Origin of the sequence: Moritella sp. 28 (genome assembly GCF_018219435.1) — a bacterium.
Lineage (GTDB): Bacteria > Pseudomonadota > Gammaproteobacteria > Enterobacterales > Moritellaceae > Moritella.
On record NZ_CP056121.1, the window covers coordinates 4771398 to 4787828 of the forward strand.

Sequence of the window (16431 nt, forward strand, 5' to 3'; positions counted from 1 at the left end):
TCAGTTGATGATTAGAGGAAAATAGAAAGTGTGAATTAAAAAACACTTTCATTTTGAGAGAGAAATTCTAATAGCTCATGCAGTGGTATCGGACGGCATAATAAGAACCCCTGTGAGTAATCACATTTTTTCTCTTGTAGGTAATTCAATTGTGCTTTTGTTTCAACGCCCTCAGTTACGACTTTCATCCCCAGATTATGAACAATAGTAATGATACCATCGAGCAATAAATTATCTTGCTGGTTCTCTGGAATATTAATAATAAAACTTCGGTCAATTTTAACTATATCAGCAGGCAAGCTACGCAAGTAGTTTAGTGATGAATAGCCGGTACCGAAATCATCAATAGCAATTTTGACACCAGCACTTTTTAAAGCGTTAATACGCTGCATATACTGACCGTCCATCTCCATTAATAAACTTTCAGTTATCTCCATAGTCACCGAACTATAAGGTAAGTTATGTGAAGAAATAACTTTGAGCCATTCCGATGCTTGCATATCAACAGTCTTAAATTCGAGGCAAGAACGATTTACACTCATTTCAATATAAGGATATCCGGCTTCATGCAAAATTTTAAGATCACAACATGCCTGGTCTAATACGTATTCTCCTAAACCTTGAATCAACCCACCTTCCTCAGCAAGTGGGATAAACTCCGCTGGTGAGATAAACCCTCTATCTTGATGGTTCCAACGAACTAAAGCTTCGACCTTATCAACTTTCCCCGTGGCATTATCAATAATAGGTTGATAATACACATCAAGACTGCCGCGTTTGATCGCATCAGCTAATTCAACAACTGTTTGGTGTTTAAGTATCGCGGCATCACTTAACTCTTGTGTAAACATGACGCATTGATTACGCCCTTTACGTTTTGCTTCAAATATCGCTTGCTCTGCACTTTGCATTAATGCTTCTACCGATATTCCGTCTTCTGGGTACATGGTAATACCAACCGATGCCGTAACATAGCGCTGCTGATTTGGGAGTTGATAAGCTTGGGCAAAAACCCCCTGTAGCTGTTTCGCATAGACTTCAGCTTGACGTTTATTTACCACTTCAGGAATGATAAATGCGAATTCATCACCATCAATTCGAGCAAGAAAGTCATTGTCTCGACTCCGGTATTTTAACCGTTCCGCAGTCTCTTTCAGCAAGCGATCACCGGCCATAAAGTCTTCTGAATTATTGACCGACTTAAAGTCATCAATATCAATATAGAGGATTGCAAACTTTTGGCCACTCTTAGCTGATTTATCGATAACATGATGAATTTCAGCACTAAAATACTGACGATTAGGCAAACCAGTGAGCGTATCAAAATTAGACTGAGTTATAATCTGTTGTTCTATTTTCTTCTCTTCTGTCACATCAGTAAAAACAGCAAAGAAATATTTAAGTTTACCGCCTTCTTTAATACTCGAAAGCGTCACTTGTTGCGCAAATATCTCACCATCTCTATTACGACTCCAAATAACACCTTTCCACTCATTGCCACTTAATAATGCTTCAGAAATGTCATTATAAAAGGCTTTATCATGAACGCCAGAGCGTAATAGGCCGTGTGTACGCCCGATTGCATCTTCGGCGCTATAGCCTGTGATAGCTTCAAACGCAGGATTAACATCAATAATCTTTTCATTCGCATCACACAACATGATGCCTTCAGCACTATGCTTGTAAACGCTTTCAATCATAGATAGGCGTTGCCTATTATCTTGTTCTTCGGTGAGATCTTGAATAGTGTTAATAAAATATTGAATGTTATTAACGTCATCTCTAACTGCTGTGACAGTTAGCTTTGTCCATAAGATACTACCGTCACGATGACGATAACGGGTATTAAGCGTAAAGTTATTACGCTTATTGGCATATATTTCTTGATAATACTCTTCAAACTGTTCTATATCTTCATCAAAATATAAATTCAAACTACTCGTATTCAGTATACCTTTTTCACGTAAGCGATGAAAATCATCCAATTCATAACCAAACATTTTACATGCCTGCTTATTCACCCATTTAATTTCACGCTTCGCATTTAGTTTGATTAACCCGACTGGCGTTGTCGCTAAAACAGTTTCAAGAATACGCTCTTGCGCTGATATCCTTTTTTTCGTTAATTCTTCTACAGTGATATCTTTACTAATACAGTCTAGACGATACACCAGCCCAGATTCATCAATAATAGGATAAATATCACTTTGAATTCGCTTCGAATTTCCCTCTAGGGTCGTAATATTGAAAATACTGCATATCGACGTCGTTGAATTAGACTTTATTGCATTATGAAAATCACGTAATACAGCAGTTTTATCTAATTTATGTACTAATGCTAACAAAGTCTCCAGTTTATCAATTTTCTCTACACTCTCGGTTTCAATAATACTGCCGGCAGAATCAGAGCATACTAATCGGTCTTGCTCCAAAAAATAGCTCCAACTACTTAAACGACCTTTGGCTATATTATCTTCTAGCCACAAGGTATATGCATTTAGTTCGTCAGAGTAAGTGGATGTAGTCGGAGTGTCTGATAGCGTGCAGCTAGAAGTAAGTTGAATTTCTTTTTCTAAAAAACCTGAAACTAAACGCATTAAATTTAATTCAAGTTTATGCTTAGAAAGTTGACGAGGGAAGAACGCCGAAAGTACACCAGTAGGTTGACCAAATGCATCATTTAAACGGATACCTAAATATGCTTGTGCTTGCCACTCTTGCAGTAGCTTTTGGTCTGAGAATCGAGATGCCAAACCTTGCTCATATTCAGCATAACCCCGTTGATAAGCAGCAAAACAAGGCATAGATTTAAAATCGACCTCAATATTGGGGACAAATACCCCTTGCTGTAAACAAGATAAAATGGATAGCTCAAAGGACTGAGGGCAAATGGCCGCAACATATATAGTATCAACACGTAGTAATGCGGCTAAATTAGTGAGGAACGAATCTAAATGGTTTTGCTCATATAATTTTGCCGTATCAATGTTTATGCCACTAAGCGTGAGTGTATCAATCATACATCCTTGTCCAGAAATTCAATTAGTTTAACTACAGTAGATTGATATCCTTTCAATTATCACCACAATTTATCTAAAACTATGGTAATACTTTAGCACTAAAAATACAGTGGGTAATATCACGCAAAGATAATACACAATTTACCACTATTTTAAAATCAAAACTAAACGATAACCGCTACGACTCAGCAGTTATCGCAAGTTATCCATTGTACTAATTAATACCCGAATGATTTAATAACGCATATGTGCTCGGTTTACGACCACGAAACTTCACAAATAATGACATTGGTGTATCACTACCACCACGTTCAAGTACACAATGCATAAAGTCTCGACCCGTTTCGGCATTAAAAATACCTTCGTCTTCAAAACGAGAAAAAGCGTCGGCGGATAATACCTCGGCCCATTTATAGCTGTAATAACCCGCGGCATAACCACCAGCGAAAATATGTGAAAAACCGTTTTGGAAGCGATTAAACTCAGGTGCTGGTAGCACTGATACTTTTTCTCTTACCGAGTTTAATACAGATTGAATATTTGAACCTTGCGCTGGGTTATATTCCATGTGCATGCGGAAATCAAATAAGCCAAATTCGATTTGACGTAACATGCCCATCGCTGAATTAAAGTTCTTAGCTGCTAATAGTTTATCCAACATAACTTGTGGTAGAGGCTCATCTGTTTTGTGATGACCTGAAATAAACGCAAGCGCCTCTTCTTGCCAACACCAGTTCTCCATAAACTGACTTGGTAGTTCCACTGCATCCCACGGCACGCCATTAATACCCGATACAGCTGCAGGAATCACTTTTGTTAACATGTGATGTAGGCCATGACCAAATTCATGAAATAAAGTCGTCACTTCATTATGAGTAAATAATGCAGGTGTATCGCCAACTGGTTTATTAAAATTACAGGTTAAGTAAGCGACAGGTTTTTGTAGCTCCCCATTAGCTTTAATACGATGTGTTAGACAATCATTCATCCAAGCTCCACCACGTTTGTGTTCACGAGCATACAGATCCAGATAAAAACTACCGCGTAATTCACCTTCTTCATCAAATATCTCGAAGAAACGTACATCGTCATGCCAAGATTCAGCACCAAGCTCTTCGATAATGTTCAAACCAAATAAGCGTTTAACCACTTCAAACATACCTTTGACAACCCTTTCTTCAGGGAAGTATGGGCGTAATTCTTCATCAGAAATAGTATATTTAGCTTGCTTTAATTTTTCAGCATAAAATGTTAAATCCCAAGCTTCTAACGCTTGAGCCATAAAGTTATCTTTTGCGAAATCTTGAATCTCCGCTAATTCAACTTCAGCTTGCGAGAAAGATTTATCGGCAAGGTCGGTCAAGAATTCAATCACCTGGGCTGGTGTTTCCGCCATTTTGGTGGCGAGAGACTTTTCTGCGAAGTGTGCAAAACCAAGTAATTCAGCGAGTTCATGACGCAGCGCAATAATTTCATTCATTATCGTCGAATTATCCCATTTACCAGCGTTTGGACCTACATCCGACGCACGAGTACAGAACGCTTCGTACACTTCACGACGTAACTCTCTATTTTCAGAATACATCATCACAGGTAAATAGCTTGGAAAGTCTAACGTAAACAAATAACCTGTTAATGATTTACTTTCTGCAGCCGCTTTAGCTGCTGCTTTCGCTGATTCAGGCAACCCGATAAGGAGAGCTTCGTCAGTGATCTCTTTCTGCCAACCTAAAGTAGCATCCATAACATTGTTACTAAATGTTGATGTCAGTTGTGATAAACGTTTAGTAATCTCACCATAACGCTGTTTATCATCACCTTGTAAATCAATACCTGATAATCTGAAATCACGTAATGCATTAGTGATCACTTTTTTCTGTGCAGTTGATAAAGTGGCGAACTCACTGCTGTCATGTAAACTTTGGTACGCTAAAAACAGATTTTGATTTTGTCCAACCTTAGTTGAGTACTCAGACAGTAATGGTAAACAAGCATCATGGGCTTCACGTAACTCATCACTACTCACAACGGCATTTAAGTGGCCAATAGGCGACCAAACACGTCCTAACCGATCATCACTTTCTTCTAAGGGAGCAACTAAATTATCCCACGTTACAGCCGCAGTATTTGATAATACGCTATCAATAACCGCTTCACAGTCTTGAATAGCTTGAGTCACAGCCGGCACAATATGCTCGGGTTTAATACTCTTAAACGGAGGTAAGCCAGTCATAGTCAAAAGTGGGTTAGTCATAGAGTCATCCTATTTATAATGATATTAATTAGTTAATGCGGCTATAAAATGATAATTTCAAGTATAGCGAGTAAATATCGAGAAACACTCGACATATCGAATTCAGCATTGATAGGTAAAAGTAATGACTATGAATGGCTTTACCTACTAATAATATCCGTCAATACAGTTTAAACTGTGTAATTAACTTTATTACAAACAAGGTTCTGAACTTAGTCATATAATAAGTTCATCTTCTCATTTAAGGACTACAAAAATATGTCACAGCATTTTGATTATATTGCAATCGGTGGTGGTAGCGGCGGCATTGCATCTGCAAACAGAGCGTCAATGTACGGTAAAAAAGTAGCTATTATCGAAGCGAATGCGCTTGGTGGTACCTGTGTTAATGTTGGTTGCGTACCGAAGAAAGTAATGTGGCATGGTGCTCAAATCGCAGAAGCAATGCACCTTTATGCAAAAGATTATGGCTTTGATGTTGAAAATAAAGGCCTTGATTGGGGTAAATTAGTTGCGGCACGTGAAGCTTATATCGGCCGAATCCACACTTCTTATGACAATGTTTTAGGTAATAATAAAGTCACTGTGATCAAAGGTTTTGCGACCTTCGTAGACAAAAAAACCGTCAGCGTAAATGGTGAAACCTACACAGCCGATCATATCCTGATTGCAACAGGTGGCGCACCAACAATTCCTAATGTACCAGGTGCTGAGCACGGTATTGATTCGAATGGTTTCTTTGAATTGACAGAGCAACCAAAACGCGTTGCAGTTATCGGTGCAGGTTATATTGCTGTTGAACTAGCAGGTGTATTAAACGGTTTAGGCAGCGAAACACATTTATTTGTCCGTAAAGAATCTCCACTGCGTAGCTTTGATCCAATCTTAATTGATACCTTGGTTGATGTAATGAATACCGAAGGTCCAAAGTTACATACGAACTCAGTACCAAAAGAAGTAGTGAAAGAAGCAGATGGTTCTATCACCTTACACCTTGAAAATGGCAAATCACAAAATGTTGATACCCTAATCTGGGCTATCGGTCGTCATCCTTCTACAGACAAAATCAACCTTGCAGTAACGGGTGTTGAAACCAATGACCGTGGTTACATCAAAGTAGACGAATACCAAAACACCAATGTTGATGGTATCTACTGTGTAGGTGACATTATGGAAGGTGGTGTTGAACTAACACCAGTTGCTGTGAAAGCGGGTCGTCAATTATCAGAACGTCTATTCAACGGTAAAACAACAGCTAAAATGGATTATAACCTGATCCCTACGGTTGTATTTAGCCACCCACCAATTGGTACTATCGGTTTAACAGAACCAGAAGCAATTGCACAATACGGCGAAGAAAACGTTAAAGTATACCAGTCAGGCTTTACTGCTATGTATACAGCAATCACTTCAAACCGTCAGCCTTGCAAAATGAAATTGGTTTGTGCCGGTGGAGAAGAAACCGTTGTTGGTCTACACGGCATTGGCTTTGCTGCTGACGAAATGATCCAAGGTTTTGGTGTCGCGATGAAGATGGGCGCAACCAAAGCGGATTTCGATAGCGTTGTTGCTATCCACCCTACGGGGTCAGAAGAGTTTGTTACCATGACAGGTTGATGTTGCTGGTAAACTGACGTTTGCCTTACCAACCAAGAGGTAATTGATTTGCACATAATATATTTTCAGAATTAGAAAAAATAGCCAATGCTGAATATTACATTGGCTATTCGTTTCTTACTTGATTAATTTATCGTGATAATTTGTAAATTGTCATGATTGTCGAGTGTCCCAGACATCAATTCAATATTATTTCCGAATTGATCATAGTAATAAATTGTCTTAGCCACTGCTGTCTGCGAAATGCCTTTTTGTACATATGTGGTTTGCCGTCCAATCGCTGGCACCCAACCATATCGCGTGCCCCAGGCATTTATATATTCCGTCCCTTCTCCACGAATGAAATTAATGGCATTACCGCCAGGGATTGTAATTGAAGGGAATGACTTATGCTGCCGATGTTGATCCACACCATAAGTAATGGGAGGGGTTACAATTTGTCCATCTTTTTTTATAGGTAAAGCAATTAGATTTCCAGATTTTCCTCCAGTTCTAAATGTGGTAGTATGCCATGATTGATTATGCGTACCTACCTCGTACATGCCTTTATAAGTATCGAACCTTTTCATATCAGTATCAGTATTTATACTATGGACGATCAAGTCTGGACTGATCGGAGTTAATCGCTTAAGGAAGAAAGAGCCCATCGATTCCTCATCCATATCCTTAGTCCACATAAATTGATTAGATTCTATAAAGTCACTTTTATTATAGATTGGAGCCGTCATAGCTCTCACCGACGCAAACTCAATAATCCCGCTGTCATAAGGGCATGAATCACCTACCTCACCAACTGTCGCACAAAGCTGTTTAAGATGAGAACCTTCATTTGAGGTAACATAATAAATGAAGGTGTTTAAACCAGAATTGGTACAATTACCATTGGTTGTTGGATGCTCAAGCGTAGTATCATCAATTAAAAGTGAATAGTCCGAATAAGAACTCATTACATTTGAGAAATCATTTTTTTCCCTGCTAGCTTTCCAGTTTTCAGAGTAATCATCTCCAACGTCGCCATCAAGACTTACGAAAGAGCCCCGACCATTAATAGGACCGATTGTCATATCATAAAAACGAATAAGGCTCTTATTATTAGCAATATCACTAATACAAACCAAACTTTTATCGGATTTATTTTTAATTTCTAGTTCAACGACTACAGGAGCTTGCATTTTACCATTCGCATAAATCGGATATGTAACCTTATTGATGTTTTGATTGATTTTTAGGCTGGTAATATACATTGTGTTAGGATCAAAACTCTTTTTTTCTTGTGCAAAATTAGGTCCTAAGAGGCGCTGAGTATCTGAGTTTCCCATACTTGATTCAGCGAAAGCATTTGAGAAACAAAGCATGCTGATCGGCAGAAGGGCTGCCCGTGCAATTTTATTTTTCATAACAAGTTATCCTTTATTGATTACGTGAAGAATTAAACACTATCAAATTGATAAAAAACCAGAACTAACCACTTAAAAGCCCCCTTCGGCGGCATAGCCATTTAGTAGTACTAGGGCACTGGGAATGTAGTGTGAAAAGCTCAACCCGTCAACACAAATGCAACTTGCTTACATTTAATTGCATTTAGTTACATTTGATCACACTTAGTTGCACTTGATTACATTTAGTGTTCATTTTACGTGTGCGTTTGAGTTTTAATATGCGGGAAACCTCTGCTTTGAGTGGAATTGCGCTTTAAATTCAATAGCATTAAGTGTTGCCATTACAATGATCCAGCCACATTTTGTCGTGACTATATATCTGCTCAATACCGAATATAACTGTCACCTACTTCGCCATGTACAAGGCTTTCCACTGACTCGCCACAACCTTGCCAAAAGGTATTCCATACGGACTTAGATGGCCTTTTAATTATAAAAAAGCAAACCTAGTCAGTCGAGCTAGTTACCACCGCACACTTCGTATTTGTTAATGAACCCTTGAGATGTAAATAAAACGCACGTCAAATGTAAGAAAATGTAAACGGGCCTCTTCTTCATTGACGGGTGAGTGTTTTTACTCTAACTTCGGACCACCCTCCCCCTTAAGGGTTAGCCACTTACCCAGATAGCCACCTCTAGGTTTCTATCAATTTTATTTTCAACATAAATGATCTAAACGAATTATTGACAAAACCAAACGGTGATAGTTGAGATACAGAAAACATCAAACATACTAAAAAATAGAAAATTAAGCCGTCATATTTAGGATGCGCCATTGCCTTTCTTTGCTGATAAGCTCACTTATAAAACCGAAATGTACAGTGCTCACCTAAAATTCAGTTCTATATTTTAGACGTTTAAATTTAACTTTCATAATCACCTGTAATTAATATTCTACTTAGGAGATAAAGAATGAAATTTAGAAACAAAACACAAAAAATATTAATAAATAATTCCGAACTCAAAATATTAAAGAAAAAAAACTTGAGTTTCCTGCCAAAATTATCTCGTAGGCAATTTTTGATTCGAGCATCAATTTTATCTTCAGTCGTATCATTTTCGACTCTTCCTACATCAGTTAAAGCGGCTGCAGATTTATTAAGAGAAGATAAACAACTAAAAATTATAATTAATTCCATTGGCTTTAATGGTGAGCGTATTGACCCTATTACTAAGTTATATCACTTAGGCCAAGGCTATCGAGTATATAACCCTGCATTAATGCGTTTTAATCAAGCTGATGAGCTGAGTCCCTTTGGTGATGGGGGCATTAACCCATACGCTTATTGTCTTGGCGATCCGATTAACTTTATTGATCCTACTGGTCGTTCTGCAGACCTTTGGGGAATTATTGGCGGTGTATTAGGCCTTATTATGTGCACTCTTGTAACAATAGCGTCATTTGGTTCTTTAGCTGGAGCGACAGCCCCAGGCTTTGCTGGGGCGGTTATGGGTATTGTGGGGGGGGCTGCTGGAATGGTTTCAAGCACACTCGCAATAGGAGGTGCATCGATAAGTGATGATAACCCTCATAAAAAGAATCTAGGATATGCATCAACGGCGTTTGGTATTGCCAGCGCTGTTTCTTTTTCCGCTAGTACAATAAATGCGTTTGCGACAACAACTAGAGCAGCAGTGGGTGTAGCAAAATCAGGAGCAAGTGCAACAAAAATAGCGAAATCTGTTGGAAGCTCAGTAAAGAGTGGCATTTCCGCGGTTGCATATACGGGAGATGCAGTTGTTAGTATGTTAGGTGCCGCAGAACAGGCTAATCCCGACTTCAACGTGAGTAATAAAACCAAGTATTGGAGCATGGCCACAACCGGAGTAAAGATAGCAACTAACATCTCACGACTTCCAGACCAAACAGGGGGATCTAGTAGGGGATATACAATAAGGAACAATGATGTTGCTCCGCATGCTAAAACCCTTCTGGCGGCGCGCACGAATTGGGGCGCTGCGAATGGTTGTGAAATGTTTAGGGCTGTCTATTTTGCCGGTACTCTAACCAATGAGTTTTTATAATTTTACAAAAATACAAGGAGACTATTTAATGGAAAATAATATTAATAGTATTGTTTCAACTGCATTTAACTTTGGCGAGCAATTTTCTTCTGATGTTGACCTTAGAACAGGAACATTTAATTTCAGTATTATATTTGGTCATCTCAATGCGGCAGGCATAGGGAAAATTCAACTCCAATTATCTTACAATATGATGAGTAATGAAGATCTAGGTTTTGGAAAAGGATGGTCTCTCAATCATAGTCGTTATCATAAAGCCAGTAACCGTTTATCTTTGTCCGATGGCAGAAGCTTTTATATAGAAATAAACAGTTATGAAAATAAAGTATCTGCGAGATATTTAAAAGAAAAAGATGTGCAAATTGACTATGTTAATAAGCTTATTCGTATAACTTATAAAAATGGTGTAATAGAGCATCTAGATCGTGATGGTTATTTAAGTAAAGTTGTTCATCCATCTGGTCACCGAGTTCACTACGAATATCAGATGAATAACGTTTTAAAAAGCATAAAGGATAGCGCAGGAAAAGAACTGGAGATTGTATATAGTAAGTATCGTGCTACGACGGTTGGTTCTGATGGTCAAACACAGGTTACTCTAGATAAGTCAGTTAACAGGATACAGCTTATTACATTCGGTGAAGAACAGAGTATCAATTTGACCTATCAAAATCTGCATAGTTTGCATGTTATCAAGTCTGTGAAATATTCTAGCGGGATGGAAGAGACGCTTCAATATTCAAATACAGGAACAAGGTTACCTAATGGAGGGCCGGTAGAATATCTTCCTGCAGTTGAATATCATATTACCACAGGGTCTGATTTAAAAAAAATGAAAAAAAGTTATAGTTATTCTGCAAAGAACTTTTTAGGCTCTGGACTTGCTAATTATAAGGTAGGTTATGACAGCTTGATTGAGACTCGTGAGGACTATGAATATTGGAGTACTGAAACGTCTCCTGGTAAGACAATTAAGCAAACATTTAATAAATATCATCAAATGATAAACGAAGAGTTGACCGACTCTGATACTAACAACGTTATGCAAGAAACAGTAATAACGTATTACTCTGATACTAAGATAAAATTTGATGAACAGCCTGCACAGTATTTACGTGAAAAAGAAACAAATACAACCTTTTATGATAATAACGTTTCACGTTGTGAAACGTTAAAAACAGATTACGATATCTATAACAACTTAACACTAGCTAGAGATGCCTACGGGATTGCAGAATCATATGAATATTACACACCACAAGAGCTAGACTCACCAAGTCCTTTTCCTTTTTATGTTAAAGAAAAAACTGTATCTTCATGGAGCACGTATACTCCCGAAGGAACAATCATACCCACAAATGAAACCCTGTATACATATCTCCCTTTTCCAAGTTTGACAGACGGAAAGACGTTCTTGCTACTGGATGTACAACGGAAATTAATGTCAGGTAAGGAAGTAGAAAAACAAAAAATGACCTATGTTGATCAGGTTTCCAATCCTGAACTACATAGCCAATTAGAGAAAGAGGATGTTACCACTGCAGCAGCAGAATCTATAATTGACTATCAATATGATTTAACAGATGACCATTTAACAATTAATAAAACAACCACTTTTATTGATACTAATCCAATGCGAAAGCCTATTGGACCGTTCAATGCTAGCTCTACTTTATCTCTTCACCATGGTTTTGAGGTGGGTACTAAAGATGAACTCGGCGCGACAGTAAGCTATAAATATGATTTACTTGGCAGGGTCAAAAAAGAGGTTTACAGTGCGAATACGAAATATGAAATAACTAAGTTATATGATTATCTATCGGATAAAAATAAGCTGCACATTACAATATCTGATCAAACTAAAGAAAGGTACGAGTTTGACTCGCGCGGAAATGAAATAGAATATTATGCTACCGATTCCTCTGGTAAGCTAAAGCATATTAGAAGCAAAGAGTATAATGCTCAAGCATTATTGGAAACTGAAAGCATTTATGATGATTTTGGTGAGGGTGAAGTGAAAATATCTAATGTTTATACTTACAATATTTGGGATGAGGTGACTGAAACTCAGCGGCCTACTGGGGTTATTGAGGCTGTAAACCGAAACAAAGCTGAGAATAGTGAAACGAATTATTTAAAATCTGGCACTGATAAAATTTGTAAGGTGAAAACTTATTTCAATGAACAAGGAGAGCCTATCGAGATAGAATACCCAGACTACACAATAAAAAATACATATGATGGTTTTGGTCGATTAATTAACACAATAGATCCTAATAGTATTAAGACTAGTTATACACTAGACGATCTCGGCCGAAGAAAGCAAATAACGACGGCTGGAACTCCTAAATTAGAAGTTAAAAATGAGTTTGACCCCTATTCTAATGAAGAACGCGTGACCGTATTTAAGGTTAACGACGTAGTAATAGGTAAAAGAGATTTCGATGTTCTTGGCCGTGTCGTAGAAGAGTCGAAAAGTGATAAACCCACTCATTTTGAATATAGTGGCGCGAATCAAAAACCAACAAAAGTTACTCAACCAGATGGAAGCAGCACTACTTTCGAATTATATTCGATACCCGATATGATTAAAAGTTCCACGGCAAGTGATGGGGCATTTAATGAGTTCAAATACAATCATCGAGGGCAAGCTACTTTCTCTAAAAATGCACTAATAGAAATAACGAAAGAATATTATACTAATGGTCAACTTAAATCTCAGAGTCAGTGGGATCGTACTGCTAGTTATGATACGTATTCACGTCAAGGTAAACTTATTAAATGTGTTGATTTCTTCGGGGTTGAAGAAATTAAGAATTACGATGAATATCATCGGCTGAGTAGTATTGAGGTTGGAAATGTTAAAGTCGTTTTAGGGTATGATAAATTCGATAGAGTTGAATATGAAACGATTAGCTCACAACTTTCTTACGATATAGAAAATAGTTACACCTACGATAACTTCTCACGATTAAAGAGAAAGGAAACTAAGATAGACAATAACCCTTATATAAATCAGGGCTATGAATATAAAAATGATGGGAAGCTAGATAAAAAAACAATAGTAGATTTGTCTGGTCATGAGTTATCTAGTTTAACAGAGAGTTATGAGTATGATGATTATGGTCGTATGATTAACTATAACGTCACTGGAGTTAGTGGGCCTAATTATAAAGATGTTGGAAGAATAATCTCTCAAATCTTTACCTTTGATTGTTTTAACAATATTGAAAGTGTTGATACAAGTTTTATAACTGATAACGGTTCACTTAAAAGCGATAAAGCTGTTTATACTTATGATAAGAATCAGTTATTAGAAGAGGTCGCTCATAGTTATGAGGGGATCGCAGACTATACTATCAGTTATGATGTTAATGGAAACCAGCTTATTGATGAGCAGAATCGACAATATAAATATAATTCTCAGGGACAGTTAATTGGCATACTAGATGCGAATGACGAGAAACTTACAGACTATAAATATAGTGCTGGTAACAGCCTAATTGAACAATCGGTTATAGGCCAAGAAGACATTAAACTTTATTATAGTCAATACTCAGGTTTGTTGCATGAGCAACAAGGAAACAGTCATACTCGACTATTAAAAGTTAATAACAGCCCGCTTATCCGTTTTGTTCACCACAATGATGAAATAAAAGAACAAATCCTGATCACTGATTGCAAAGGGAGTTGTATTAACGAAATATCAACTAATGAGAATAAATCTCATATATATAGCCCTTACGGTAGCCGTTAAGCCATAGGTCAAACCGTAAATGCGTGAATCATAGACATCCTTTCTACGAGAAAGGATGTCTATGCGAACTTTACTGTTTTAATCCCCCACTTTCATTTCAATAATATTTCCTATCTCGCTATAGAGATCACGAAATGACCCCATCCTTGTTAAATACGCACACAAAATACTTAACATTCACCTAACAACTAGCTATATTATTCATACGTTGGCATTAGCCACTTAACCATACTTCTCAGGCTCACCACTTTCTAACCATATTGATAAGGATATTTTTATGGGCGCATTATTGCAGCCAGTCACTTACCTGATTAGCCGATTATCATTTCAGAAAAAGTTTGGTTTAGTGATCTTACTACTTGCCACACCGATTGTATTTTTTTCATTTAAAATCATCTCGCAAACACAAAAAGATATCGCCTTTGCAGAATCTGAGCTGCAAGGCTATCAATTATTACAAGACTTACCTGAAGTCGCTGATAAGTTAATTGATTATCGCCATCTATTAAGCTTGGAAGTTGCAGAACTTGAACCTGGAGATGACAAAATACAACAAGCACAAGAGCTCGCAGAAAACACCTTCAATCAATATTACAGTGCTTATACGGCAGCAACAGGATTGCAATTATCAGCGTTTGATAAGATCACTACCGATTGGCAACAACTCAAAGCCGACAGTGATTTTTTATTACCAGAAGAAATATTCTATGCCATCGATTTAATGTTAGAGAACCTGCGTATAGGTACCCGTGAGATCAACAGCGAAAGTAAACTATTATTTGATTCACATTTGGGTAGCTATTACCTGATTAATTTAACCCAAAGTCAATTACCACGACTCGCTGATTTTTCTTACCAAGTAACAGACAAAGCAGCTGAGACGGCAGCGTTTGCCGCGTTTACAGCCACCAGCTTTAATGATTTAAGCCGCCGCATTGATCAACTTAATATTATTTTTTCAGCAACCGATAATGATGTGCAAGCATTAGTAGCAATTAACTCCGACTATCACAGCACCTTAGTCACACCACTTGAACAGATCAAAACCACCATGGCGATACTCGAAGATCTACTCGACCGCCAGTTAATAAATACCGTATCAGCCGAGATCAAAATTGACCCAAATACGCTTTATCGTTTAGGTGAAGAGCTACGAGTAAAAACCAATGATTTGTATCAAGTTGCCTTTAATACACTCGGTACTGAAATAGCTGTCAGACTCAGTGAAAAAAATAGCGAGCTAAATATTTTTTACGCGATACTAATCACCCTATTTGTAGTTTGCATGGTGATCTTATTAAGTATTTATATTTCTCTAACCGAAACCATACGTAGTATCAGTCAAGTAGCGCAGAATGTATCAAATGGCGACCTGTCACAAAACGTAAATATAGTCAGCAGTGACGAATTGGCCATTATTGCCCAATATTTCAATAGCACCATTGATGGCATGCGCACATTAGTCAAGCAGCTCAATAGCAGTGCCGTAGATGTACATAGTTCAGTTCAAGACATTAAAGATAAAACCAATTCCGCAGAAACAACAATAACCGCACAGCAAACGGAAACCCATCAAATCGCGGCGGCAATAAAACTAATGGCAGCAACATCAACCGAGATGGCCATCAATGCCAATGATGCCACTGGAGCAACACATGATGCTGAGCGTGCTGTATTAGAAGGCAAACAAGTTGTAGACCAGACTATCATCGCCATTAATGCGATTGCTTCAGAGGTACAAACATCAAGTGATACCATTCAGAAACTAGAAAGCCATTGCGCCGATATTGGAGGTGTAGTGGAAGTGATCAAGAGTATTGCCGAACAAACCAACTTACTGGCATTAAATGCCGCAATTGAAGCAGCCAGGGCCGGTGAGCAGGGGCGAGGTTTTGCGGTGGTCGCAGATGAAGTGAGAACACTCGCAAGCCGCACACAACAATCAACGAATGAAATTCAAGCGATGATTGAACGTGTACAATCAGGCGCGAAAGAATCAGTAAAAGTAATGGCAGTAGGCAGAGAACAAGCCAACATGGGCGTGATGCAGGCCAAAGAAGCCTCAAATACCTTTGAAGCGATTACTTTGTCAGTCGATAAGATCGTTTCACTCAATAACCAAATAGCGAGTGCGATTGAAGAACAAAGTCTCGCGGCAGAGGAAATTGAACGTAATGTCAGTAATGTATCTGGGGGTGCGGATTCGGCACGCTCTGTTGCCACAGGTGCTACTCAGTCAGCACATAACTTATTAACCGTTGCCGATAAGTTAACTGAAGTTGCCGAGGAGTATGCTTTTTAAAAGTTATACTTTAGCAT

The 16431-nt window shown here is 38.1% G+C and carries 7 protein-coding genes; 4 read left to right on the forward strand and 3 right to left on the reverse strand.

Going from position 1 to position 16431, the window contains the following annotated elements; all coding sequences use genetic code 11:
- Nucleotides 1–35: 35 nt before the first annotated feature.
- Nucleotides 36–3020: an EAL domain-containing protein gene (locus tag HWV02_RS21255; protein WP_211689287.1), complete on the reverse strand. Its 2985-nt coding sequence runs from the start codon at nt 3018–3020 to the stop codon at nt 36–38.
- A 214-nt stretch (nt 3021–3234) separates the two neighbouring features.
- A complete protein-coding gene (prlC, locus tag HWV02_RS21260) occupies nt 3235–5274 on the reverse strand; it encodes an oligopeptidase A (RefSeq protein WP_211689288.1) in 2040 nt (679 codons plus the stop codon).
- A 258-nt stretch (nt 5275–5532) separates the two neighbouring features.
- Between prlC and gorA the strand changes: the two genes are divergently transcribed.
- Nucleotides 5533–6891, forward strand: a complete 1359-nt coding sequence (gene gorA, locus HWV02_RS21265; protein WP_211689289.1) for a glutathione-disulfide reductase — start codon at nt 5533–5535, stop codon at nt 6889–6891.
- Between the two features lie 125 nt (nt 6892–7016).
- Here gorA and HWV02_RS21270 read toward each other — a convergent pair whose 3' ends face one another.
- Complete coding sequence (locus tag HWV02_RS21270; RefSeq protein WP_211689290.1) at nt 7017–8288, reverse strand: hypothetical protein; 1272 nt, start codon at nt 8286–8288, stop codon at nt 7017–7019.
- Between the two features lie 954 nt (nt 8289–9242).
- On the opposite strand from HWV02_RS21270, the gene HWV02_RS21275 reads away from it, so the two are divergent.
- The 3 genes from HWV02_RS21275 to HWV02_RS21285 all read left to right on the forward strand — a co-directional run bounded on the left by HWV02_RS21275 (nt 9243) and on the right by HWV02_RS21285 (nt 16414).
- Nucleotides 9243–10355, forward strand: coding sequence for an RHS repeat-associated core domain-containing protein (locus tag HWV02_RS21275; RefSeq protein ID WP_211689291.1), 1113 nt, complete (start codon nt 9243–9245; stop codon nt 10353–10355).
- Nucleotides 10356–10383: 28 nt separating this feature from the next.
- Nucleotides 10384–14112, forward strand: coding sequence for an RHS repeat protein (locus HWV02_RS21280; protein WP_211689292.1), 3729 nt, complete (start codon nt 10384–10386; stop codon nt 14110–14112).
- A gap of 277 nt (nt 14113–14389) precedes the next feature.
- The gene (locus HWV02_RS21285) at nt 14390–16414 is read left to right on the forward strand and encodes a methyl-accepting chemotaxis protein (RefSeq protein ID WP_211689293.1); all 2025 of its coding nucleotides are present in this window, start codon (nt 14390–14392) and stop codon (nt 16412–16414) included.
- Nucleotides 16415–16431: the final 17 nt, after the last annotated feature.